General features: G+C 38.4%; 18 protein-coding genes and 1 tRNA gene. 9 read left to right on the plus strand and 10 right to left on the minus strand.

The annotated features are described in order from the left end of the window. The 3 genes from RIB54_RS00630 to RIB54_RS00640 form a co-directional block, all read right to left on the minus strand. The coding region (locus tag RIB54_RS00630; RefSeq protein ID WP_350098784.1) for a phage tail-like protein at nucleotides 1–265 on the minus strand (265 nt) is incomplete at its 3' end. A 379-nt stretch (nucleotides 266–644) separates the two neighbouring features. Then, nucleotides 645–1,610 (minus strand): NAD(P)H-dependent flavin oxidoreductase, encoded by a 966-nt coding sequence (locus RIB54_RS00635; protein ID WP_350098786.1) that lies wholly within the window; start codon nucleotides 1,608–1,610, stop codon nucleotides 645–647. Continuing rightward, a complete protein-coding gene (locus RIB54_RS00640) occupies nucleotides 1,607–2,986 on the minus strand; it encodes a M28 family peptidase (protein ID WP_350098788.1) in 1,380 nt (459 codons plus the stop codon). Before RIB54_RS00640 ends, RIB54_RS00635 begins: the two co-directional genes overlap by 4 nt. Before the next feature lie 180 nt (nucleotides 2,987–3,166). On the opposite strand from RIB54_RS00640, the gene RIB54_RS00645 reads away from it, so the two are divergent. Further along, complete coding sequence (locus tag RIB54_RS00645; protein ID WP_350098790.1) at nucleotides 3,167–4,015, plus strand: hypothetical protein; 849 nt, start codon at nucleotides 3,167–3,169, stop codon at nucleotides 4,013–4,015. Beyond that, nucleotides 4,015–4,911 (plus strand): sensor histidine kinase, encoded by an 897-nt coding sequence (locus RIB54_RS00650; RefSeq protein ID WP_350098792.1) that lies wholly within the window; start codon nucleotides 4,015–4,017, stop codon nucleotides 4,909–4,911. Before RIB54_RS00645 ends, RIB54_RS00650 begins: the two co-directional genes overlap by 1 nt. Nucleotides 4,912–4,942: 31 nt before the next feature. On the opposite strand, the gene RIB54_RS00655 is transcribed toward RIB54_RS00650, so the two are convergent. Continuing rightward, nucleotides 4,943–6,283, minus strand: a complete 1,341-nt coding sequence (locus RIB54_RS00655) for a DEAD/DEAH box helicase (RefSeq protein WP_350098794.1) — start codon at nucleotides 6,281–6,283, stop codon at nucleotides 4,943–4,945. Nucleotides 6,284–6,362: 79 nt separating this feature from the next. Between RIB54_RS00655 and RIB54_RS00660 the strand changes: the two genes are divergently transcribed. From RIB54_RS00660 to RIB54_RS00675, 4 genes are all read left to right on the plus strand, one after another. Continuing rightward, nucleotides 6,363–7,703, plus strand: coding sequence for a dihydroorotase (locus RIB54_RS00660; protein ID WP_350068341.1), 1,341 nt, complete (start codon nucleotides 6,363–6,365; stop codon nucleotides 7,701–7,703). Between the two features lie 71 nt (nucleotides 7,704–7,774). Beyond that, nucleotides 7,775–7,850 (plus strand) — tRNA-His (locus RIB54_RS00665). A gap of 38 nt (nucleotides 7,851–7,888) precedes the next feature. Further along, nucleotides 7,889–8,215 carry a GIY-YIG nuclease family protein gene (locus tag RIB54_RS00670; RefSeq protein WP_350098796.1) on the plus strand — a complete coding sequence of 109 codons (327 nt, stop codon included), beginning with the start codon at nucleotides 7,889–7,891 and terminating at the stop codon, nucleotides 8,213–8,215. 115 nt (nucleotides 8,216–8,330) lie between these two features. Next, the gene (locus tag RIB54_RS00675) at nucleotides 8,331–8,576 is read left to right on the plus strand and encodes a hypothetical protein (RefSeq protein ID WP_350068345.1); all 246 of its coding nucleotides are present in this window, start codon (nucleotides 8,331–8,333) and stop codon (nucleotides 8,574–8,576) included. A 54-nt stretch (nucleotides 8,577–8,630) separates the two neighbouring features. Here the strand turns inward: RIB54_RS00675 and RIB54_RS00680 are convergent, their stop codons facing one another. The 4 genes from RIB54_RS00680 to rimP form a co-directional block, all read right to left on the minus strand. Next, nucleotides 8,631–9,380 (minus strand): hypothetical protein, encoded by a 750-nt coding sequence (locus RIB54_RS00680; protein WP_350068347.1) that lies wholly within the window; start codon nucleotides 9,378–9,380, stop codon nucleotides 8,631–8,633. A gap of 256 nt (nucleotides 9,381–9,636) precedes the next feature. After that, nucleotides 9,637–12,411: a translation initiation factor IF-2 gene (gene infB / locus RIB54_RS00685; protein WP_350098798.1), complete on the minus strand. Its 2,775-nt coding sequence runs from the start codon at nucleotides 12,409–12,411 to the stop codon at nucleotides 9,637–9,639. Between the two features lie 40 nt (nucleotides 12,412–12,451). Then, a complete protein-coding gene (gene nusA / locus RIB54_RS00690) occupies nucleotides 12,452–13,693 on the minus strand; it encodes a transcription termination factor NusA (protein WP_350068351.1) in 1,242 nt (413 codons plus the stop codon). A gap of 18 nt (nucleotides 13,694–13,711) precedes the next feature. Further along, a complete protein-coding gene (gene rimP, locus RIB54_RS00695) occupies nucleotides 13,712–14,182 on the minus strand; it encodes a ribosome maturation factor RimP (protein WP_350098800.1) in 471 nt (156 codons plus the stop codon). A 150-nt stretch (nucleotides 14,183–14,332) separates the two neighbouring features. Between rimP and RIB54_RS00700 the strand changes: the two genes are divergently transcribed. Beyond that, the gene (locus RIB54_RS00700; RefSeq protein WP_350098802.1) at nucleotides 14,333–15,340 is read left to right on the plus strand and encodes a M28 family peptidase; all 1,008 of its coding nucleotides are present in this window, start codon (nucleotides 14,333–14,335) and stop codon (nucleotides 15,338–15,340) included. 142 nt (nucleotides 15,341–15,482) lie between these two features. Here RIB54_RS00700 and RIB54_RS00705 read toward each other — a convergent pair whose 3' ends face one another. Beyond that, a complete protein-coding gene (locus RIB54_RS00705; RefSeq protein ID WP_350098804.1) occupies nucleotides 15,483–19,517 on the minus strand; it encodes a fibronectin type III domain-containing protein in 4,035 nt (1,344 codons plus the stop codon). Between the two features lie 215 nt (nucleotides 19,518–19,732). Next, entirely contained in the window at nucleotides 19,733–22,618 is a 2,886-nt protein-coding gene (gene gcvP / locus RIB54_RS00710) for an aminomethyl-transferring glycine dehydrogenase (protein WP_350098806.1), read from the minus strand. 197 nt (nucleotides 22,619–22,815) lie between these two features. Between gcvP and RIB54_RS00715 the strand changes: the two genes are divergently transcribed. After that, the gene (locus tag RIB54_RS00715) at nucleotides 22,816–24,333 is read left to right on the plus strand and encodes a M28 family peptidase (RefSeq protein ID WP_350098808.1); all 1,518 of its coding nucleotides are present in this window, start codon (nucleotides 22,816–22,818) and stop codon (nucleotides 24,331–24,333) included. 63 nt (nucleotides 24,334–24,396) lie between these two features. Then, nucleotides 24,397–25,341, plus strand: a complete 945-nt coding sequence (locus RIB54_RS00720) for a D-2-hydroxyacid dehydrogenase (RefSeq protein ID WP_350098810.1) — start codon at nucleotides 24,397–24,399, stop codon at nucleotides 25,339–25,341.

Here is a 25,341-nt window from a genome sequence, read left to right on the forward strand (position 1 = left end):
ATTGTGAACCACTATGAAAATAAACTTTATTATCAGAGGACTGATATACAACCATACCCGCCTCAGGATTGGACACTTGATTAACCGCATCTACTATAGGTATGATAAATGCCTGGGAGCCATTCCCCTTCAAATACAGTATCGCACTGGACTTTAACTCATCTGTTCCTATGGAAACTGTATTCTGAGCATATAGTTCTGATGAAATAAACAGAACAAATAAAATAATTAAGTGTCTTATTTTAAAGACTGATTGAGCATGCATAACCTTAAATTAAAGTGTAGTCCCACTTAATAATTTATGTATGCACCATGTAAGTTTTGATGGAATAATTGTTAAATAAACATCAAAGAGGCGGCCAAGTACAGACAATAAATTATTATAATCCATTAAATAACAACCTTCTCTGTTAATTTCCTAGTATTTTTTATTGCCAATAACATTATTTCAGTGTGGAAATGAATACTTTTCCTTTTAGTCTCGAGTATTTAATGGCATAACAGCAAATGGAGTATTTTAAGTGGATTACATGCGTAAGAAAATGCAGCAATTTGTTTTTTTTCTCACCTTTCTTGTTGCACTTGAGCATTCAAATTAACTGACTCCACACACTGGTATTTTGGGAATCATATTATTAAAATTGTCAGCTATTATATTCTGATATTAATTTTTCTACTATTTCATTGACAGGCTGCACCTTCTTTACATACTCAATGGACGGTCCTGCACACCAGACAGTTTTATAAGTGGCACCAAAAGCTGCCTTCTCCAATGATTTCATGCCTTTATAAAAAGTGAGCATTTTAGCATACTTCTTTAATGTTTTGTTTTTATTCAACAATCTCTCAAGCCAGGTTTGCTTTGTCCCTATCTCCTGAACATATGGCGTATTGATAACAGTACATGGCGTTCCTGACAGCTTTGTGGTCATGACTATATCTTTAGCACCGTAGTCCACAATGGCCTGCTTATAATCATCAGAAACCCCTGCCTCATTAGTGGCAATAAACGGACTGCCCATAGAAATGCCACATGCACCTAGCTCCAGCTTTTCTTTTAACTGTTTGCCCGTACCTACACCACCAGCAGAAATTATAGGTATTAAACACTTTTCTACCAGCAAAGGGATCAACTCTTTATAAGACATTGGTCCAGCATGACCACCTGCCTCTGAGTTTACCGCAATAATAGCATCAGCTCCAAGTTCCTGAACTTTAATGGCATACTCAACATCTACAACATCACAAAAAACCTTAATTCCTTTGGGCTTACAGGCTTCTATAACCAACCTAGGGCTACCCAACGAGGTGATGATAAAATCAACACCCAACTCAACACAAGTATTGAGTTGCTCTTTCATTCTCACATTAGACTTATTTACAATCAAGTTGATCCCGAAAGGGCCTTTGGCTTTGTCCTTGATTTCCTTTATTGCTGCCCTTAGATCCTTATCAGTTCTGTAGTTTAAGGCAGGGATGGCTCCGGTAATACCTGATTTAATAGCCGCAATAGTCATGGCTGCATTCGACACCAAAAACATTGGAGCCATTATGATGGGATATTTTATCCCAAGTATCTTAGTTAATTCGGTTTCTATGGGTTGGCTCACTTTACTCCGTATTTATCCATCATATAAACTAAGGCTGTCATTCCTGCCGCTCCAAGATGAAGTTCTCTTTTATTTACCTTATCAAAGGTGTCATTATCTGTATGATGGTAATCAAAGTAACGCTGAGAATCGGGCATCAACCCTATAATTAATGTGCCCTGACTCTTATTAAGTGGGCCAATGTCAGCACCCCCTCCAGGTAAGCCAAACTCATAAATACCATAAGGCTCAAAAATTGGGCGCCATGATGACAAAAGTTTTATTGAGTTCTCATCACCAGTCATTCTAAAACCTCTTGGCGAAAAACCCCCACTGTCGGACTCAAGTGCAGAGATGTGATTCTCTCCCTTTTCCTTAGCTATTTCTGCATATATTGTACCACCTCTCAATCCATTCTCCTCATTCATAAACATTACTGCTCTCAATGTTCTTTTAGGCTTATATCCAATCTCCTTCAGTGTTCTCAAAACTTCAATCGACTGAACACAACCAGATCCATCGTCATGAGCACCAGTACCCAGATCCCAGGAGTCTAAATGACCTCCTACCACAATTATTTCGTCCGGTTTTTCTGTTCCAGTCATTTCTGCAATTACGTTGTATGAAAGGACATCTGGTAGCATCTCGCAATAGGTTTCAAAATAGAATTTCAATCCCGGGCTGCTTTTCAGGGCTTTAGCAAGCACATCTGCATCGTTAGTGCTAATGGCCACTGCAGGTATTTTTGGCAGATCATCCTTATACCTTAAAGAACCAGTATGAGGAAAATCATCTGAGACGGTAGCCACAGATCTAACTACAACACCAATTGCTCCATATTTAGCAGCTTCAGATGGACCACTTCCGCGCTGATCTACAGCGCCTCCGTATGCAGAAAATGTTGCTATTTGAGTCTGATCCATCGGACGATTAAAGAATACAATTTTGCCTTCAATATTTTTCTTTCCTAAATTTTCAAGCTCATCTAAGCCCATAACTTCTACAACCTCAGCTAAAACACCTTTAGACCCTGTACCAACACTGTTGCCTAATGCTCTGACATTGACTTCACGGGTTCCCAGTTTATCAGAATTCACGATACGGGCCTTTTCCCTTGTACCCCTTACCCAATGCGGCACCATTACTTCTTGCAGATAAACTTTGTCAAACCCGTAAGACTCCATCAGCTGCTTGCTCCACTCTACAGCAGCAGCAGCCTGAGGTGAACCACTTAATCGAGCTCCAATTTTATTGGTCAGATAATCCAAATTATCATAGGCCTGACCATCGGTAAGGGTCTTATCGAAAATGGCCTTTATCATTTTCTCATCTTCTGTCTGCGCAAGTGCCTGATAACTAAGAAGAAATAAAAACAGTACTGGGAGTGCGTTTTTCATAATCAAAATGCTAATATTTTGTTAACCTACGATTAAATAAATGTTCATTCTATGTGTCCTATTTTCACACATTAACCACGCTTATCAAAATGATAAAGCTTTTTTTGTAGTACAATGAAAGTTAAAATTAATTCAATAAAGAACAGAATTCTCTCTGGGTTTTTAATCATTATTTTAATCATGATATCAATCTGTTCTGTTTGCTTCTATTATTTAAAGAAAATTGAGTCTGTAAGAACATTAAATCAGAATATTTCGAACATTGAAGTTCTTACACTAAACCTAATAAAGGTAGACAATGACTTTCTGGATATTGAATCTGTCAATGCTAATTTTTTCATTACCGGACAAAGCAGTTTCATTCTCAAAAGAGATAGTATAAAATCTATTTTGGCCATTTATCAAGCTAACCTTCCAAAGTTAGTCTCTGACTATTATGATATTCAGCCAAACTTATCCAAAGTTTCAGACTTGTTGGAGAAGTATGACCATGCTTTTGAACAATTGAAAAGTAAGGTATATAAGAGGGGCTTTAAGGATTATGGATTTGAAGGAGAAATGAGGAAATATGCTCATGAGCTAGAGCATGAAATTGAGTTATCAAGTATATTGACGCTAAGAAGGCATGAAAAGGATTTCATTCTTAGAAGTGACCTCAAATACCTGGATGAACACAACATCGAAACCCAAAAAATCATTGATCACTTAAAATCAAATAATATTGATGAACAGGTAGTGAATAAGGTGCTTAAGTATTCTGCGTTATTTAATCAACTAACAGAGGTTGAAAAAGAAATAGGATTAACCAGCAATGAAGGGCTCAGGAATGATTTGAACAATCTGACTTTTAAAATAAATCAGGAATTCAAATTATTATCTAACAAGACTCAAACTCAAGGTGAAAAGTTGATTCACACGGCATTTACTTTTTTTACCATTATTGTAATTCTTTGCATCGGGCTTTCAATGGTGCTCAGCTATTTTTTATCTAAAAAGCTATCACGACCTGTAAAAAACTGTCGGCCTTGATGAATAAGTTTTTGGACGAAAAATCAAATTATGATTTAAAAGTTGATCTGATAAACCCAACCAGTGAAATTGAAAATTTGTCAAAGGCCTTTTTTTCTTTGATGAAACAAACAAAGCTTCAGCTAGAAGAAATTAAGTCACAGTCATCTGAGATGAAAAAAAACAATAAGGAGCTAAAGAAAGTAAATGAAGAACTAGACAAATTCATTTATAGTACTGCACATGATTTAAGATCTCCACTTACTTCAATTCTTGGACTAATTAACTTAGCTGATCGTGATCAGGATGAAGACCAAAGAAAAAACTATCTATCATTAATGAAAGCCAGTGTTTATAAAATGGAGGCCTTTATCAAAGAAATAGTGGACTATTCCAAAAACAAAAAACTTGAGGTAGATTTAGTTGAAATTGATTTGAAAGAATTGATTTATGATGTTTTTGAAGATCATAGATTCATTCCTGCTTGTGAGAAAATTGAACTAAGTGTTAGTTCTGAAGGAAGAGAAGTTATTTTTAGTGATGTCACAAGACTAAGGATAATACTTACCAACCTGATTTCTAACGCCATACGCTATTCTGATCCCGCTAAAGATCATCCGTTTATAAAGGTGCTCATTCAAAATAAAAAGAACCAGTTCATAATACAATTCTCTGACAATGGTCTGGGCATAGAAAAAAGTCATCTCAACAGTATTTTTGACATGTTCTACAGAGCTAACGAAGCAAGTGCTGGCTCGGGCCTTGGACTCTTTATTTTAAAAGAAACAATCGAAACACTTAAAGGGCATGTTGAAGTTACCTCTCAACTAGGTGTAGGAACAAGCTATATTATTTCAATGCCTAATAAAAAGAGTAATTATAATATCAAAGCTCAAAAATTGGTGTTTAGCGACTAACATCTACCGATCATTGCCTTATAATCATTGCCTATCTTCTTTTCTTTTTTGCATTCCTATTTGGTCTGCTTTGTTTATTTGATCGATATTTATTCGGTTTATCAACATCCTTTTTAAACACTCGTGCCTTTTTATCATGAAAAGCCCCTTTGAAATCTGGATTTTCCTTTCTTTTAAAGGCATCAATGTCCATCTCCATCTGCTGACCCTCTTCAAAACCTGTCTTTTCTATGTTCACCTCCTGGGGCAGCTTCTTTCTAGGTATAGGTTGATTGATCAGTTTTTCAATTTTACTTATATGCAATAGCTCTGCTTTATTAGCAAAAGTGATTGCTATTCCTGCATTATTAGCTCTACCAGTCCTCCCTATTCTATGTACATAGTCCTCATAAATAATGGGGACATCAAAATTGACCACATGCGAAACCATACTTACATCTATACCCCTTGCAGAAATATCCGTTGAAACAAGGATTCTAAGATCACCCTCTTTAAATTCATTCATGGCATTGATTCTGCTATTCTGCCCTTTATTAGAATGAATTACTCTCACTGAGCCCAGCTTTCTCCTTTCTAAATATTTCGAGATATTATCCGCAGTGATTTTGGTTTTTGCAAAGACTATGACTCTTGACATAGACTCATCTTGCAATAAATGCTCTAAAAAGTTAATCTTAGTTTTAAGGTTAGGCACCTCATATAACACCTGATCTATAGTATCTATGGTCGGTTTTTCTGGCGCCACTTCAATAATCTCTGGAAACTCCAAAAACTCCTCGCTTAACTTCTTAACAAATGGAGACATGGTAGCACTGAACAGTAGGTTTTGTCTCTTGACAGGGATAACCTCCAAAATACGTTTAAGCTGGGGCATAAAGCCCATGTCCATCATCTTATCCGCTTCATCAATAATCAGCGTTTTGATCATTTTTGTCACAAGCTCTCCCTTAAGATAGATGTCAAGAAACCTGCCTGGAGTAGCTATTATAATATCAGTTCCATTCTGGACATTCTCAATTTGGGTTTTAGGACCAATACCTCCATAAAGGGATACAAATCTTAAATCTGTATATACCGAAAGGCCTTTAATGTTTTCTTCTATTTGAAGAATAAGTTCTCTGGTAGGAGCAAGAATTAATGCCCGCGGATGTTCGCCCTGAGAATACTTAATTTTCATTAATAGTGGCAGTAGATATGCCGCGGTTTTGCCCGTTCCTGTCTGTGCGATGCCTATCACATCATGACCAGCACTAGCCAACGGAATAGCCTTTATTTGTATTGGTGTAGGCTCCTTAAAACCAAGCTCATCAACTGCATTTAGAAGCTGCTTATTGAGTTTAAAATCATCAAAAGATGAAATGTTGTTTGCCATAATTAAAAAATCCTTTGCACCTCGCTGGCTTTGCCTGTAAATTGCGTTGAAATATAGTTAAAACCAAAATTATTGGATAATGGCATCAATTTTAATCACCAACGCAAGAGTAGTAAATGAAGGCAAAATAAGGGAAGTTGACGTATTGGTCAAAAACGAATTTATCGCTAAAATAGATGCCGTAATTTCTGGTAATGATGTCGATAAAATTATTGATGCCAAAGGCCAATACTTATTGCCAGGCTTGATTGATGACCAGGTACATTTTCGTGAGCCAGGACTAACACACAAGGCAGAAATTTACACCGAGGCAAGAGCCGCTGTTGCTGGTGGTGTAACCAGTTTTATGGAAATGCCCAATACAGTTCCTAACACGCTATCTCAGGAATTGCTGCAAGATAAATATGACATAGCAGCGCATCGCTCATTGGCTAACTACTCCTTTTTCATGGGAGCAGGTAACGATAACATAGAAGAGGTTTTGAAAACAGATCCCAAATCTGTTTGTGGTATAAAAGTGTTTATGGGCTCCTCCACCGGAAATATGTTGGTTGATAATCCTGATACACTGGAAAACCTTTTTAGCAAGGCACCTTTACTTATAGCAACGCACTGCGAAGATGAGGCGACTATCAGACACAACACGGAAATCTATAAGGAAAAGTATGGTGAAGATGTGCCTATAGAATGCCACCCTTTAATTAGGAGTGAAGAAGCATGCTACACATCGTCTTCCATGGCCGTTGCGCTTGCGAAAAAACACGGTACACGGCTTCATATCCTTCATATTTCAACGGCAAAGGAACTTGAACTATTTGATAATTCGATTCCATTAAGCCAGAAAAAAATTACCGCTGAAGCTTGTATTCATCATCTATGGTTTAATGATGCCGATTATAAGTCAAAAGGCAGTTTTATTAAATGGAATCCTGCAGTAAAAACCAAAAATGATCAGGAGGCCATTTTGAAAGCTGTTTTGGACAATACAATAGATGTTATTGCTACAGATCATGCGCCACATACTTTAGAAGAAAAGAGCAATTCCTACTTTAATGCCCCATCAGGTGGCCCCCTGGTACAGCATAGTTTGGTTGCTTTACTTCAAATGCATCATCAAGGAAAAATTTCTTTAGAGCAAATAGTTGATAAGGCCAGTCATTGCCCTGCCATTCTCTTTGAAATTGAAAAAAGAGGCTATATCCGAGAAGGTTATTTTGCTGATTTAGTATTGGTGGATACCAATGACCCATGGACGGTCGACAAGACAAACATTCTTTCCAAATGTAAATGGTCGCCTTTTGAAGGAACTACTTTTAAATCTAAAGTTACTCACACCTTAGTTTCAGGGCACCTGGCCTATGAAAATGGCATCTTAAATGAATCTCAACAAGGTAAGCGCCTTACTTTCAACAGACCCTAATATAAAATCTATTTGTAAGTATTTGTAATATCATTTGTAGTATCTACATTTGCAGTCCCTTACGGGTAAATGGTGATTGTAGTTCAGTTGGTTAGAACGCCTGATTGTGGTTCAGGAGGTCGCGGGTTCGAGTCCCGTCTTTCACCCTTATAAAGCTCATCCGATTAGATGAGCTTTTTTTAATTATGTACTTTGTCTACATACTATATTCTCCTAAACTAAGGAAGTTTTATAAAGGCCAAACTTCCAACCTTGAATCAAGGTTGGAAAGGCACAATAGTGGTTATGAAAAATATACTTCCAATGGTGTGCCTTGGTTGCTCCTATGGAGTACAGTCAAAGAGACCCGTAGTCAAGCTACTATACTTGAATCCAAACTTAAAAACCTATATAAAGAAAGGCTCATCAAGTTCATGATTAAATATGAAAAAGAAATAGTTGAAAAAAACTTAGCCTATTTTAAAAGGTTGAGTCGTGACGCTAAAGGTCACGATGTTGACAATCAGACATAGTCTGATTCGTCATACATCCCGTCTTTCACCCTTATAAAGCTCATCCGATTAGATGAGCTTTTTCTTTTCACACCCATAGATTTTAATTCATCAAATTAATTCTTAAGTTGAGAATATGATCTGGAAAGACTTTAAACAACTTAATATTAAAGATAAGATAAGTGTGCTCTATGAGTCTGGCACTTTCATAGTCGCCATAAGGTACTATAAGTACAAGGTGAACCTTTATCTAATGGACAATTATTTTGTTGAGGTATTCTTCAATCATAAACTTGATATGATTGAAAAGATCGAGATAATGGATCGCAACACCACTCGATTAAAATTTTACACAGATCAAATAAAACTGACAAGCTTATAAAAAAATAAGGGTTCCTGAATCAGGAACCCTTATTTTTTAAAATTTGTATAGGAATTAAGCGGTAGCGCCTTCTTCAGCTGCTACATCGCGAAGCATTGCAATCTTAAAGTTCTTTTTAGACTTGTGACCACAATATCCACACTCAAAATGCTTCAATAGTTCACCTTCTTCAGTATGTGACGGAGATTTCATAATCTCTTCCTTAGTCACTCTGAAAGTCTGATAATTACACTCAGGACACTGCAATGCATGTAAGTGACCAGAATATTTTTCGATTTTAGTGTAACCTGTTTCTTCATCTACCCAAACATCATAGTCAATAGAAAAGATATCTTCTTCAGCCTGCATACCTTCATCAAGGTAAACATCTTCTTCCTCCTCACTAAGTAATTTCATTGCTTTACCAGTTTTCGGAGAAATTCTCGGCTTGTATCTAAGCTTCTTAAGTCTCTTTTCAATGTAGAATGGGTAATAAAATTTAAGTAGGTTTTGAACAATTACTCCGATAATTAGCCCCATTGATACAGTAACGAATAATCGTACAAACAACCATAAAATGCTAAGTTCTGCTATATACGAATTAGCATAGAATCCGCCTCCAACGATAAGGAGCACACTGCATGTCATGAGTATGTTTATCTCAGCGCGATTAATGTAATCGTATTTAGTCTTTGAGTCACTTGTAGCTCCCAGTTTTAAAATGTGACCCAATAAAATGAGCACAGATAATCCTGCAAGACCGTAGGCAATATACTGTGCCCACATGTTCCAAGCTTCAAAGGATTGTGTCGAGGTTTCTTCCATGGCCTAAAGTTTGTTTATGTAAGTTTTGATGGACAAATAAAGTTATTTGAAGACCAATTTAAAAATAAGTCGTCAATTTTAATATTGTTTTGATAAAAATTAAAAAAGTAATATACAATACTAAGTGATAATGTTACAAATTTTTGCATCACATTTTCGCTTAATTCGGTAAAATAATATAATGAAAACTTATTATTATCTAATTATCAAAAAAAAAGGGAGCTAAAAGCTCCCTTTTTATCATTTCTATAAACTTCTAAAGTGTACGTTTTCTTTCGCGCTCTTCGTAACTCTCCACCACGTCACCAACTTTTATATCATTAAAGTTTTTGATACTCAATCCGCATTCGTAGCCATTTTTAACCTCAGCAACATCGTCTTTGAACCTCTTCAACTGACCCATTTCACCAGAATAGATAACTATACCTTCTCTAATTAAACGGATAGGGTTATTTCTCTTAACATATCCCTCAGTTACCATACAACCTGCTACTGTTCCTACCTTAGTGATCTTAAATACATCTCTAACTTCAACATTACCAACTATTACCTCTTCAACTTCTGGATCAAGCATACCTTCCATGGCATCTTTAACATCATTGATGGCATCGTAAATAATGGAGTAAAGTCTAATTTCAATCTCTTCGTTCTCTGCAATCTTCTTAGCTGATCCTGATGGCCTTACCTGAAAACCAACTATCACGGCATCTGAAGCAGACGCTAGCAAGACATCAGACTCAGAAATCTGTCCCACACCTTTGTGTATGATATTAACCTGTACTTCTTCTGTACTTAATTTCAATAATGAATCAGAAAGAGCTTCTATTGAACCATCTACGTCACCTTTAATGATAACATTAAGTTCTTTAAATGAACCAATGGCCAATCTACGTCCAATCTCGTCAAGCGTAATGTGCTTCTTAGTTCTGATGCTTTGCTCACGCAGGATCTGCTCCCTCTTGGTTGCAATTTCCCTGGCTTCGCGATCAGAGTCCATAACGTTGAACTTATCACCAGCCTGAGGGGCTCCATCCAAACCTAAAACAAGGACTGGTGTTGATGGTTCAACATCCTTTTTAGGTTTACCTATATGGTCGAACATAGCTTTCACCCTACCATGATAAGCACCAGCCAAAATAATGTCTCCTACTTTAAGTGTTCCGCTCTGAACAAGTAGTGTAGCTACATATCCACGGCCTTTATCCAGAGAGGCCTCCACTACAGTTCCCGAAGCTTTCTTATTATAGTTGGCTTTCAATTCTAAAAGCTCTGCCTCTAGTAATACCTTCTCCAACAGCTCATCAATACCCTCACCTGTCTTAGCAGAAACTGCCTGACATTGGTATTTACCGCCCCAGTCCTCAACCAAGATATTAATAGCTGAAAGTGACTCTTTCACCTTATCTGGGTTAGCACCTGGTTTGTCAATTTTATTAATTGCTATTACAATAGGCACACCAGCTACTTGGGCGTGATTAATAGCCTCCTTGGTTTGTGGCATAACATCGTCATCTGCTGCTACCACAATAATCACAATATCCGTAACCTTAGCTCCACGAGCACGCATCGCTGTAAAGGCTTCGTGACCCGGTGTATCCAAAAATGCTACCTTCTGACCGCTTTCAGTCATTACATCATAGGCACCAATGTGCTGTGTAATACCTCCAGCCTCTCCAGCGGTCACTTTAGAATTTCTAATGTAATCGAGCAAAGATGTTTTACCATGGTCAACGTGACCCATGATAGTAACAATTGGAGCTCTGTCTTTTAAGTTTTCTGCTGTATCCTCTTCTTCAACTACATCCGTTTCATCATCTGCCGTTGTAAACTCGACATTATAATCAAATTCATCGGCTATAACGGTAATGGATTCTGCATCAAGTCTCTGATTGATTGAAACAAACATGCCAAGACTTAAACATGTTGAGATTACCTCATTTACAGACACATTCATTAGCGAGGCTAAATCATTGGCAGAAATAAATTCTGTTACTTTCAGGGTTTTAGAATCCTCCGCCTCCTGAAGCATTTGCTCCTCTTTAGCATCAGCTATTGCAGATCGTTTTTCACGTCTATATTTTGCACCGCCTTTTTTCTTGTTGCCGCTTAATTTGGCAAGGGTAGCTTTAATTTGATCCTGAATTTCCTTTTCAGAAGGTTCTTCCTTTTCAACACGCTTTCTGGTATCCTGAGGTTTTCTTCTGTCAGCTCCTCCCTGATTTCTTGAATCTGGTCTAGAAGTCTGAACTCTTTTACGAGGTCTTTTTTTCTTCTCAGCCTTTCTGTCATCAGAGGATGCTACAGGCTTGCTCCTTTTGTCCCTTTCTTTTGGCAGCTCAATTTTACCTACCACTTTTAGACCTTGAAGTTTATCAGCTCTTGCCTCAATAACTTTTCCTGCCTCTTCCTTAACCTCTGGGGGTTCAACTTTAGGCGGAGCAACAGGAGCTGGAGGAGTTGCTTTCGGTTCTTCCTTCTTTTCTACTTTCTCGTCCGTCTTTACTTCAGATTTAGGAGCTACTGGCTCCTCTTTTTTCTTTTCCTCAGCTTTGGGGGCTACTGGCTCTTCCTTCTTTTCTTCAGCTTTAGGGGCTACAGGTTCTTCTTTCTTTTCTGGTTTTTTACCCAAATCAATTTTACCAAGAACCTTAATTCCCTGAAGTTTTGGTTTCTCACTTTCAACCCGTTCAGGTTTCTGTTCAGCCTTTTCTTCAGTCTTAACTTTATCGGCAGATAAATTTTTAATTAAAACTTCCTCATCTTCTTCCTTCTTAGGTGTTTTGGCAGGCTCAGGTTCTTGTGTAGCCTCAACATGCTTAATACCTATAGAAAGACCAGAAGCTTCTTTTTTCTCTGAAGCAGAGTCAGCAAACTCCTTGGAGAGCATACTAAACTGTTCTCCGGTAATTTTACCGTTAGGACTGCTCTCAACTTCAAAGCCTTTTTCGGCTAAAAAATCAACAATAGTAGATAGACCAACATTGAGTTTTCTTGCCACCTGGCTAAGCCTCATGGTTTTTTCATCTGCCATATTCAAATATCTCGTTTTTTTGTTAGTTTAAAAAATAAGCCTATTCGAACTCCTGTTTCAATATTCTTAAAACATTATCGATAGTCTCTTCTTCTAAATCTGTTCTTCTTTCTAATTCTTCTTTTGTAAGTGCCAATACACTCTTAGCGGTATCAAGACCAATTCTCTTCAATTCGTCTATCACCCAGCTTTCAATTTCGTCTCCAAACTCGTCAAGATCCACATCCTCCTCGTCATATTCTCCAAGCTCTCTGAACACGTCAATCTCTTTACCAACCAATCTGCTTGCAAGTTTGATATTCTGACCTCCTTTACCAATAGCAAGCGACACCTGATCAGGCTTTAAGAAAACAGAAACTCTGTCTTCATCCTCAGCAATTTTAATGCTGCTGATCTTAGCAGGGCTCAATGCTCTGGTAATATATAAGTCCATGTTATCAGTAAAGTTGATAACATCTATGTTCTCATTTTGAAGCTCACGTACGATACTGTGGATTCTAGACCCTTTCATACCAACACATGCACCTACAGGATCAATTCTATCATCGTAAGATTCAACAGCTACTTTTGCTCTTTCGCCAGGCTCTCTTACTACCTTTTTAATTGTGATTAAACCGTCATAAACTTCCGGAACTTCACTTTCAAAAAGTCGCTCCAAGAATATAGGGCTGGTTCTTGAAAGGATGATCTTCGGGCTACCATTGTACATGTCAACACGGTCAACAATCGCTCTTACCTGATCGCCCTTTCTGAATCTATCCTTATGGATTTGCTCATTTTTAGGAATTGAAATTTCATTTCCTTCAGCATCGATCAAAAGAACCTCTCTGCTCAATATCTGATAAACTTCGCCTGTGATAATTTCACCAACCAAATCCTTATATTTTTCGAATAAAATATCTTTTTCAAGATCCTTTACTCTTTGAATCAACGTCTGACGGGCCGTCATAACAGCTCTTCTTCCAAAATCTTCTAAAGTAATCTCTTCAGCAACCTCTTCACCAATTTCAAAATCTGGTTCAATTTTCTGTGCTTCAGAAAGGCTTATCTTGTCATGATCCCATATATCTTCAGAATTGTCATCAACAATTTCCCTAAACCTCCAAATCTCAAGGTCACCCTTATCGGCATTGATAATGATGTCGAAATTCTCATCAGTCTCAAACTTTCTCTTGATCATTGTTCTGAAAACATCTTCCAGAATTCTGATCATCGTTGGTCTGTCAATGTTTTTCTGTTTCGCAAAATCTGCAAAAGACTCGATTAATACAGAAGCATTCATTTTATATTTATTAGTTAATTATTTAAATGAAACCTGAACAATAGTTTTTTTAACATCCTCTAAAGACAGCTCCATTGGCTCAAAAGTGATCTTTTTACCTTTCTTCACCTCTTTATCCAACAAAAGCATCGTCTCAGATATTTCTTTGAGCACTCCTTTAATTTCCTCTCCTTCATTGGTATAAACCTTAACACTTCTTCCAATATTTTTTAGGTATTGTCGGTGTGATGAAAGTGGAAAATCGACCCCTGGAGAAGAAACCTCAAGAGTATATTTATCCTCCATTATTTCATTTTCTTCCAGTTCATGACCTATGGCTCTGCTCAAAGACACGCAATCATCAATGGTTACACCATTGTCCCCGTCAAGCAATACCAAAATTTTTGAAGGCCCTTTTTCTGAAGATATTATCACATCAACAATAAAGTGTTCACTGTTAGTGAGAAAGCCCTCCGCCATTTGCCTTATGCCTGACTGTAAATTTTTCAAATTCTTAATATAAAAAGAGGGGACTCGGTGTCCCCTCAGAAACTTATTATATTTACGGTGCAAATCTAAATCAATTTTATTTGCTTTACAAACAATGTATTACGATAACATGGCCTAGAGCCGCAAAATCACAACTTTTAACACCAAAAGATGACCAAACAACTAATAATAGGGTTAACTGTCTTATCTATTTTAGCTATATCATGCGATAGTAGTAAGAAAACTACAACAGAAGATAAAGTATCTAAAAATGTAAAGATTGTAAAAGCGCCAAGCTTTAATGCTGATTCGGCCTATTCATTTGTAAAAAAGCAGGTTGATTTTGGCCCCAGGGTGCCAAGTACCAGACCGCACATAGAGGCAGGAGATTATCTTGTTGCAAAGCTCAAGTCTTACCATTGGGAAGTGACAGAACAAACATTTGATGCAACATCATTTGACTACAAGCCCATGGCGCTAAGAAATATTATTGCAAGTTATAATCCAGAAATCAAGACAAAGCGGATATTGCTGGCTGCCCACTGGGACAGCCGCCCGTTTGCTGACAAGGACACAGAAAGAAAAGATGAAGCTATACTTGGGGCCAATGATGGAGCAAGTGGAGTTGGTGTATTATTAGAAATAGCCAGACTTCTTTCTCAAAGTGATTCATTAGCAATTGGAGTAGACATTATATTTTTTGATGGTGAAGATTGGGGCAACGACAGCTCACATCAAAGGTACACACCTGTAAGGGATGGATGGGAGGACTGGTGGTGCCTGGGCTCTCAATATTGGTCAAAAAACAAGCATAAAAGGGGCTATTCTGCCTATTATGGAATTCTGCTGGATATGGTAGGAGGTAAAAATGCTAAATTCTATGTTGAAGGCCATTCTAATTTTTATGCCCCATCCATTGTAGATAAGGTTTGGGGACAAGCTTCTAAATTGGGCTATGACAGATACTTTATTAGAAAAGAAGGAGGCGCCATAACTGACGACCATTATTTTGTCAACGAATATGCCAAGATTCCAATGATTGATATTATTCCTACCGACCCTGTCAGCAATTCATTTGGTGACTTTCATCATACCCACAAAGACAATATGGATATTATAAGCAAAGAAACACTACAAGCTGTTGGGCAGACAGTAATTACAGTACTTTATAATGAATAATTATATTATTCTGTAATGCAGAGGCAACAAGTTCACGAAATTTCAAACTTCTGACACAACCGCTGCTCAAAGGCATTAAAAAAGGGAGTCTCAATTGAGACTCCCTTTTGTTTATTTTGGACGGGTCAATTGTTTGCAGGATCTACTGCTTTACAATTTTATTAATCACTTTATTCTGCTCATCATAAACTTCAATATAATAGAACCCAGCTTTTAGAGCACTAATATTAATGGAGTTTTGATTTCCTGAAAAAGCTCCTTCTTGCCACACCTGTCCGGTAGCACTGATAATTTGGTATTTAGAGGCTCCCATTTTTCCAGTGAAAATGTTTAGTATATCGGTTGATGGGTTTGGATAAACACTAAAGCCATCAGGTCTAATACCTTCCTGAATTGATGTACCAAGGGTTGCATAGCCACTAAATGATGATGCTCCAAGGCAAAAATTGGTGCTTTCACTGCTCGCAAATGAACCTCCAGAGGCTAATACAGTGCTTCCCGCTGATAACGAGTAAGAACCATTGCCATATGAACAACATATACCATCGCCATAAGCATCTGATATTATGAAATCGTAACAGCCATCTGGTAAAGTAACATCTACATTTAAAGTTGAGCCATCTGCCTGTGATCCATAGGTTCCTCCAGATGCAACAACTGTACTTCCACTTCTAATCTGCCAGCTTGTTTCTTCAGGATAGTTATCAAAGACTAATGTTAATGCAACATCAGTTGAGCCTGTTCCTCCAACACTCATAGCTAGATCGTCAATTGCCATATCTCCTGTGTAGTTTGTGCCCGTTGTTGCTACGAATCTCAACTTTACAATATCCCCTGAATAAGAAGACATATCTACATCCGCTGTCAACCAGGAGTTACCCTGATTACCTGACCTGCTCCAAACACTTGTCCAGTTACTGTCGTCAGTACTAGCCTGCAAATTCAAAGAGCCCATAGCTGCACCATACATATGATACTTAAAACCAAAATTCACTGTTGATTCTCCCGAAAGGTCAAAACAAGGACTTTCTATAATTGTAGTTTTGCTTGGGTAGTTTGGTGATGACGCTTCTACGTATAAGTAAAATGATCCTTCTGAAGCAGATGATGGCCCTGTGCTTCCAGATGGCGTAGATCCGCTTCTTCTGGCCCAATCAAAGTCATCACTACCAGCTTGTGTCCAACTACCAAAGCCGGATTCGAAACCTTGAGCATAAGGCAAATTGACGGTTGAAGAACAAGTAATGCCTGTACTTTGAGTTGTAACATTTACTGAAGCAGCAGATGATTGGTTTCCAGCAGCATCCTTAGCTCTTACATTAAATGTATAACTCGTTCCTGCAGTTAGCCCGGTTATATTAGAACTGGTACCAGCTACTGATCCTAAAAGTGTCGCACCATTATAAACATCATAACCAGTCACACCAACATTATCAGTTGAAGTATTCCAAGACAACGTTAAGGTGGTTTCCTGCACATTAGAAGCTGTTAAGTTGCCAGGTGTGGTTGGAGCCTCTGTATCCGGTGGACTTTGAGTAGTCACGTTAACAGTTGCTGCCGTGGACTGATTTCCCGCTGCGTCTTTAGCTCTCACACTAAAAGTATAGGCCGTTGATGCTGTCAGTCCAGTAATGTTGGCTGTTGTTGCTGTTACATTTCCCAGCAAACTAGCACCCTGATAAACATCGTAGCCTGTTACACCAACATTGTCTGTAGAAGCATTCCATGTTAATGTTAGCGTTGTTTGTTGCACATTTGAAGTTGCAAGTGAGGTTGGTACAGTGGGTGCCTCAGTATCAGCCGTTGATCCACCGATGTTTACCGTATAGTCTTCCACCTCTCCATAATTAAATGATCCACAAGAAGTAGGAGCAGCATTATATCTCATAATCACTCGCATTCTAGTGCTACCTTCACCAGCACCCGTTGGTATTGTAAAGCTGCCAGTTACAGGTGAGCTTTGTGTAGGAGCTTGTGACCATACTTGTTCTCCCGCATCTCCAAAATCACCATCCTTATTGTAATCTATCCAGACTGCGTAAGCTTCATTGTATTGAGAACCTGTCCATGTTGGAGTAACTGTCACCGTATATGACTGCCCCTTTTCAACAGTTGTTGAAACTGATGTAAAATCCTGATATCCTCCAGAACCTGCTCCTGAGGAATTATTTATCGTGCCTATTTGAACTCGACTTATATATTCATCAGCAACACTATTACCATTAGCAGTACAGTAATTCAGCTGTATTTCTGTAGTTGTAAAATTGAATATTGATGAATAGGAAGAGGTGGTACCGTCAGAACACCTACTTCTTACCTGAACATCATATTGTGTTTGTGGCGATAATCCGGAAAAATTATAGCTTGCCACTGCTGAAGCTATTGTTGTCCATGTTGATGTGCCATTTACTCTATACCTCAAGTCATATGAAGCACCAGCTACAGCGCCCCAATTGGCCGCGGCTGTTGAAGACCCCACATTGGTTACATCCAGACCTATAGGTGTAGTAGCGTTACACACTACAGGTGCTCCTGTTATTCCTGTTACAATTAAAGTATAATCCTGACTTCCACCAGCAAGTGAACCTTTGTGAGTAACAGTAATTGTATAGGTTCCTGTAGCGCCATTCACATCTACCCTTTCATACGGATCTACATTGTTATCCGATTTTGAATTAGTAGTAGCCCCTGTTAGTTTGTAAGGGAAATAAGTTGTACCTGATTTTGATACCCTGATATCCAAATCATTTACCAAAACAGGAGTAGTAAGATTGACTGTGCCTGAATTAGCAGTACCAGGAAGGTCAGTCCATGAAATAGAGGCCAATAGTGGGCTTATTCCATCAGCCTCAACAGTAATAGTGTATGACTGCCCTGAGGAAAGTGATAATTCTTCAACTCTGGCACTGTTTCCTGCTTCTGTTATGGTTTCTGCTGCTCTTTTTGCATTAAGCAACCCCCAGCCAAAAACAGCATCCGGCCCCGATACTCCGGCATCGTCTGCGGTGTGCATTGCTAGACCTTTTAATGTAGCAGATCTCATATAAGTGCCGTTCACGTTATTGTAATGCTGCTGAAGTAAAAGCAAAGTTCCTGCTACGTTTGGCGAGGCCATTGATGTTCCTGTTATAGAATTATAGGCTGAGTTACTGCTTTCATATGAAGAGTAAACGCCTGTGCCATTTCCAGTAATGTCCGGTTTAATTCTAAAGTCATCGGTTGGCCCTTCACTACTACTGCTGTTGATGGCTACAGAAATTAAATTACCATTAGTGTCAACATTAGCATCCTGTGCATTAGCAACAACAAGATTGTTCTTAGCAGTAGAATGTCCTGTTAATTTATCAAAACCTGAGCCACCTGTTGGGTTGGTGTTAGCAGTATTATCGTTTCCATCATTACCAGCAGCCACAACCATCAAATAATACGGTGCATCATATAAAATTTGATCCCAATCTCTTGACTCATCTATATATCCACCAAAGAAATACTGTGGAAGCTGTACCTGTCCATTTTGATTTCTAGTTGCATAACCATAGGAGTGGTTTGATACTAGCATACCAGCTGCCGATGCTGTTGTAGCTTCGGCTTTATCGCTATTCCAATCGTAACCAACAGCGTATGCATGTGGTGCCATGCCCTTAGCTGCAGGTTGAAAACCTGAGGCCATAATGGTACCAGTAACATGTGCGGAATGATAGTTTAAAGTGGTTGATCCATCGCCAATTGAAAAACGATTAGTGCCTCCAGCACCATCATACTCTTGATGAGAACTCCTGGCCAATCCACCATCCCATACGTGGGCTGTCATGTTTTGGCCCATTAGTGAAAGTCCCAAGGAACCACCAATATTTAGGTGATTTGTTCTTGTAGAGAGGGCTGCATCAACATTAAATGTTGTAAAGTAGATAGGTTGTCCATCAACAACTCTCTGAATTTCAATTAATCGGCCATCAGGTAAAGTTCTCCGAGTGGGCCAACCATTCTGCTCTGCTTTTTGAATTGCAGCTCGTTTCTCATTTTCAGCTTTTTGCCTCAATTGATCTTCAAGCTGATTCAATTTTGAAAGATTGTATTTTTTTTTGATTTGCTCCTTTTGAGCTGGGGTTTGTGCCATGAGACCCATGGACACAAAAAGTAAGGGCAATAGAATGCCCGAACGAGTAAAACGTTTCATAATATTTGGTTTAAGTTGAAGGACGCAATTAAACCTTATATTATTTGGCAAACAAGTTATTTAACCCACCAAAAAGTACATGCATTTATTTTGAGTCAAAATATATTACTGATTATTGGAATCATTCTATTAGACTCTACAAAATCATCTGTTTGAAAATACCAACAAAAAAGGCCGCTCAAGAGCGGCCTTTTTTGTTGGTATTTTCAAATCACTTAGGCCTCTATCGGCTCTGTGTCTTGAGTATACTCTTCCATGGGTAAACAGCTACAAACCAAGTTTCTGTCACCATAAGCACTATCAATTCTTCCTACAGTAGGCCAGAACTTGTTAGAAGCTATATATGACAATGGGTAAGCTGCCTTTTCTCTGCTGTAAGGCTTGTTCCACTCAGTAGCAGTAATAACAGCTGCTGTATGTGGAGCATTTTTTAATACATTGTTTTCCTTATCAGCTAATCCTGATTCCACTTCTTTGATCTCATTTCTGATCTCAATCATGGCAGAACAGAATCTATCCAGTTCGTGAATATTTTCACTCTCCGTAGGCTCTATCATCATGGTGCCAGCTACAGGAAATGATACAGTTGGAGCATGGAAGCCATAGTCCATTAACCTCTTAGCTATATCCTCCACTTCAACACCAAACTTCTTATACTCACGGCAATCAATAATCATTTCGTGTGCGGCACGTCCGTTTTTACCAGTGTAAAGCACATCATAATGCCCAGACAATTTCTCTTTGATGTAGTTGGCGTTAAGAATTGCCAACTGTGTAGCCTTCTTCAACCCGTTTCTACCCATCATTGCGATATAAGCATAAGATATTGTTAAAATGCTGGCGCTTCCATAAGGTGCCGCGGAGATAGCCGTAATTGCTTTTTCTCCACCGGCTTTAACCAATGGGTTACCTGGCAAGAAGGGAGCTAACTGTTTGGCTACACCAATAGGTCCCATTCCAGGTCCACCACCACCATGAGGAATACAGAAAGTCTTGTGAAGGTTAAGGTGACATACGTCTGCACCAATATTAGCAGGACTAGTCAACCCAACTTGTGCATTCATATTTGCCCCATCCATATAAACCTGACCTCCACAGTCATGGATAATTTGACACATCTCTTTAATACTCTCCTCAAAAACACCGTGAGTAGAAGGATATGTAACCATAAATGCACTTAGATTGTCTTTATGCTCAGCAGCTCTGGCCTTAAGATCATCGAGATCAATATTCCCTTTTTCATCACATTTAACTATAACCACCTGCATACCCGCCATAACAGCACTAGCAGGATTAGTTCCATGTGCTGATGAGGGGATTAAAGTGATATTTCTATGGGTATCACCTCTACTCTCATGATATGCTCTTATTACCATCAGGCCAGCATACTCACCTTGGGCGCCACTATTTGGCTGCAATGACATGGCATGGAAACCCGTAATCTCACATAACCATGCTTCAAGGTCTTTGAATAGTTCATTATATCCTTCAACCTGGCTTTGTGGAGCAAATGGGTGAAGTCTGCCAAATTCTGGCCACGTGACTGGAATCATTTCAGCAGTAGCATTTAACTTCATTGTACATGACCCTAATGAAATCATACTGTGTACCAATGAAAGGTCTTTATTTTCAAGTCTTTTTATATAACGAAGCATCTCATGCTCTGCATGGAATTGATTGAATACTTCGTGCTCTAAATACCGAGATTTCCTAACCAGCTCTGACGGCCAGTTGATAGACAAATCTTCAGAGGCTTTTCCAAAGTCAAATCCGGTACCACCAAGAATATTGACAATCGCTTGGATGTCTTCAATTCTTGTGGTTTCATCCAAGGCAATACCAATATGACTAGTCTCGAAATATCTGAAATTTATTCCTTGAGCCTCAGCCTTTGTTTTGATGGCTTCTTTATTGGCTACTGCCACCTTTAGTGTATCAAAGAAATTGTTATTTTCCTGTTTCAATCCAGCAGCTTCCAGAGCCTTGTTTAGTAATTGAGTTAGTCCATGGATGCGGGAAGCAATTTTTTTCAATCCTTTTGGTCCGTGATAAACAGCATACATACCCGCCATAACAGCCAATAACACTTGAGCAGTACAAATATTTGAGGTAGCTTTTTCCCTTCTGATATGCTGCTCTCTAGTTTGCAATGCCATTCGGTAGGCATTATTACCCTGAGCATCTAAAGACGCACCGATAATTCTCCCCGGAATCTGCCTTTTAAACTCATCTTTTGTTGCAAAAAAAGCGGCATGTGGACCTCCATATCCCATAGGAACACCAAATCTCTGGCTGGTACCAACAACAACATCAGCACCCATTTCTCCTGGAGACTTTAACAACAATAAGCTCATCAAATCAGTAGCCACTGAAACAAACACATTGTTTTCTTTAGCTGAAGCAATAAAATCAGAGTGATTAATTACAGCTCCATCATTGTTAGGGTATTGACAAAGCACTCCGTATAGATTCTCATCAGTTAGGTCTAAAGTTGCTAAGTCACCAATAACTAAGTCTATTCCAACAGGGATAGCTCTGGTTTTAAGTATATCTAAAGTCTGAGGAAATGTATTCTGATCAACAAAGAATTTATTAGCATTCTTCTTGGCTCCTTTTCTTGCACCTGCAAGCATAGTCATGGCCTCAGCGGCAGCTGTTCCTTCATCAAGTAATGATGCATTGGCAATCTCCATTCCAGTAAGGTCTATAACCATTGTCTGGAAGTTGATTAAGGCCTCTAATCTACCCTGAGCTATTTCAGCCTGGTAAGGAGTGTAAGCAGTATACCATCCTGGATTCTCAAGTATATTTCTAAGGATAACCCCCGGTGTTACTGTGTCATAATAACCGGTGCCTATATATGATTTAAATATTTTGTTTTTAGAAGCTAAAGCTTTAAAATCATTTAAAAACTGATATTCACTTTTAGCCAAAGGCAAATCCATTTCCTTCTCTAATTGAATAGACTGGGGTATAGTCTCATCAATAAGATGGTCGAGCGAATCGGCTTTAATAAATTTTAACATATCAGCCACCTGATTGTCATCAGGGCCATTATGCCTGGTATCGAACCTTTCTTTGTAAGTGATATCTAGTTTCATATAGCTTAAATTAAGAGCACCTTTTTGGGACTGCAAAGTTATAATTTATTTGCCATAAAAATTGTTCAGGATTCTAATAAAAAACCAATATCTACCTGTCTGTCTCAAATACTGCCGCTTGTAAAATTCTTAAGCAGTTTTGAGCATCACAAAACCAATATTCCATAATTTTGAACGATATGACTAAACCAAATAATATGAAAAAGATACTAATATCTTGCTCTTTAATACTGGCCTTTTCTGTTAGTGTTTTTGCTCAGGATGAACAGGAAGCAAAAGAATATGCAAGCACGATTACAAATGATGATCTATATGCACATTTATCAGTTTTAGCATCCGATGCGATGCAGGGACGTGAAACTGCTAAAGCAGGACAGAAAATGGCTGCAGCTTATATTGCTGCCCAATTCCAAAAGTTAGGATTAAATGGCCCTGTTAAAGGTGGTGATAATAAAGGTTTTCTCCAGGAAGTCGTGTTGTACACCTCTAAACCAGGAGAGATTTATATCAAAAATGGAAAAGACAAAATAAGCAATGACTACGCAAGCCTTGTATATTATGGCAACGGACAAACCTCTGGTGAAGTGAATGAAGAAATTGTATTTGCAGGAGCAGGTACCGAAGAATCATTTTCAGGCCTTGATGTAAAAGGAAAAGGTGTTTTAGTTGTTGTAGATAATACAAGAGCATGGAGAGGGCCGGCTCAAATTGCTAAAGAAAAAGGCGCAACTAACCTTTATGCAATAAATACAGGTTCTGATGAAGCTTTTAGTAGTTATGGTTCCCAAATGGAACACTACCTGAGTGGGGGTAGGCTTTCAGTTAAAAAACCTGAAGCAGGTACAGATGGCGTTTTCTTCCTTAAGCCTTCTGTTGCGGCAAGCTTGATGGGTTCTGACATTGAAACGATCAGGTCTGCAGCAAAAGGCGAATCGAAGAAGAAAATCAAAAATGCCAAAGTAAGTATTAAAGTAGGTTTTGATGTTGAGACAGTTAGCTCTGAAAATGTACTTGGATACTTAGAAGGAACTGATAAAAAAGATGAATTGGTAGTATTAACTGCTCATTACGATCACGTAGGAATGAGCGATGGTCAGATTTATAATGGTGCAGATGATGATGGTTCTGGAACAGTTGCTGTTCTTGAACTGGCTGAAGCTTTTGTAAAAGCTAAGGCTGATGGTAAAGGTCCAAGAAGAAGTATGTTATTTATGACAGTGACTGGTGAAGAAAAAGGTCTTTTAGGCTCTGAATATTATGCTGCCAACCCTGTGTTCCCACTAGAAAACACTATCGTTGATTTAAATATTGACATGATTGGAAGAGTTGACCCTGAACATAAGGATAATCCTGAGTATGTTTATTTAGTAGGCTCAGACCGTCTATCAACTGAACTGCACGAAATCAGTGAAAAAGTAAATAGCACATTTTCAAACCTTGACCTCGACTATACTTACAATGATGAGAGTCATCCAGACAGAATCTATTACAGATCAGACCACTGGAATTTTGCCAAAAACAATGTGCCTATAATTTTCTATTTTAATGGTGTGCATGAGGATTATCATCAGCCAACAGATACTGTTGACAAAATCAATTTTGAAATGCTAAGAAAAAGAGCTGAGTTGGTATTCTACACAGCTTGGGTTTTAGCAAACCGCGATCAAAGAATTGTAGTTGATAAACTACAAGATCAAACGGTTGGCAATAACTAAATACTAAAGAAACATTATGCGAACCCATTGGTGCATGCCAATGGGTTTTTTTATCTTCAAAATATGAATATAGTTATCCTCGATGGCCACACACTAAACCCTAACGATTTATCATGGGAACCTTTTAAAACTTTTGGGCACGTTACTGTGTATGACAGAACACCTACAGAAGAACTGATAGAGAGATCAAAAGATGCTGAGGTATTACTTATTAATAAGATAAAGCTTGGTAAAGCTGAATTGGATCAACTTCCCAATCTCAAATACATTGGCTTGTGTGCTACAGGTACAGACAATGTTGATCTTGCAGAAGCCAAAAAAAGAAATATTGCCGTAACCAATATTCCGGCTTATGGAACCCCTTCTGTAGCTCAACATACTTTTGCATTGTTGTTAGAGCTTACCAATAGAGTTGGTATTCATAATAAAAGTGTTCAGGAATTGGAATGGGTACGCAGCAAAGATTTTAGTTATTTTAAAAAGCCATTGGTTGAGCTCCACGAAAAGACAATTGGTTTGATTGGCTATGGTGCAATTGGAAAAGAAGTTGCCAAAATAGCTGCCGCCTTTGGCATGAATATTTTGATCTATTCGCGACATGCCAATTCAGTTGAATACGGAAGACTGGTAGACTTGCAAGAGCTTTTTAAGACCTCTGACATTGTTTCAATTCACACATCATTGACTACGGATACTAAAGGACTCGTCAATAAAGAGTTATTAGATAAAATGAAAAGATCAGCATTCCTTATCAATACAAGCCGAGGGGCTATTATCAATGAAGCTGATTTAGCTGATTGCTTAAATAAGGAAAGAATAGCTGGAGCGGCTTTAGATGTACTGTCCGTAGAACCTCCATTGGCCGACAACCCCATGCTCTCGGCCAAAAATTGTATCATTACCCCTCATATCTCATGGATTAGTAAAGAAGCAAGGCAGCGATTAATTGATATTGCTTACAATAACCTTAAAGGGTATTTAAATCAGAAACCAATAAATCAGGTTTAG

The sequence above is a fragment of the Fulvivirga sp. genome, assembly GCF_040218215.1.
GTDB lineage: Bacteria > Bacteroidota > Bacteroidia > Cytophagales > Cyclobacteriaceae > Fulvivirga.

Coding starts and splice junctions, on each gene's coding strand:
- RIB54_RS00720 (WP_350098810.1), top strand. CDS start 24,397: ATGAATATAGTTATCCTCGATGGCCACACACTAAACCCTAACGATTTA.
- RIB54_RS00650 (WP_350098792.1), top strand. CDS start 4,015: ATGAATAAGTTTTTGGACGAAAAATCAAATTATGATTTAAAAGTTGAT.
- RIB54_RS00660 (WP_350068341.1), top strand. CDS start 6,363: ATGGCATCAATTTTAATCACCAACGCAAGAGTAGTAAATGAAGGCAAA.
- RIB54_RS00680 (WP_350068347.1), bottom strand. CDS start 9,380: ATGGAAGAAACCTCGACACAATCCTTTGAAGCTTGGAACATGTGGGCA.
- RIB54_RS00675 (WP_350068345.1), top strand. CDS start 8,331: ATGATCTGGAAAGACTTTAAACAACTTAATATTAAAGATAAGATAAGT.
- infB (WP_350098798.1), bottom strand. CDS start 12,411: ATGGCAGATGAAAAAACCATGAGGCTTAGCCAGGTGGCAAGAAAACTC.
- RIB54_RS00715 (WP_350098808.1), top strand. CDS start 22,816: ATGAAAAAGATACTAATATCTTGCTCTTTAATACTGGCCTTTTCTGTT.
- RIB54_RS00655 (WP_350098794.1), bottom strand. CDS start 6,283: ATGGCAAACAACATTTCATCTTTTGATGATTTTAAACTCAATAAGCAG.
- RIB54_RS00645 (WP_350098790.1), top strand. CDS start 3,167: ATGATATCAATCTGTTCTGTTTGCTTCTATTATTTAAAGAAAATTGAG.
- RIB54_RS00670 (WP_350098796.1), top strand. CDS start 7,889: ATGTACTTTGTCTACATACTATATTCTCCTAAACTAAGGAAGTTTTAT.
- nusA (WP_350068351.1), bottom strand. CDS start 13,693: ATGAATGCTTCTGTATTAATCGAGTCTTTTGCAGATTTTGCGAAACAG.
- RIB54_RS00640 (WP_350098788.1), bottom strand. CDS start 2,986: ATGAAAAACGCACTCCCAGTACTGTTTTTATTTCTTCTTAGTTATCAG.
- RIB54_RS00705 (WP_350098804.1), bottom strand. CDS start 19,517: ATGAAACGTTTTACTCGTTCGGGCATTCTATTGCCCTTACTTTTTGTG.
- RIB54_RS00700 (WP_350098802.1), top strand. CDS start 14,333: ATGACCAAACAACTAATAATAGGGTTAACTGTCTTATCTATTTTAGCT.
- gcvP (WP_350098806.1), bottom strand. CDS start 22,618: ATGAAACTAGATATCACTTACAAAGAAAGGTTCGATACCAGGCATAAT.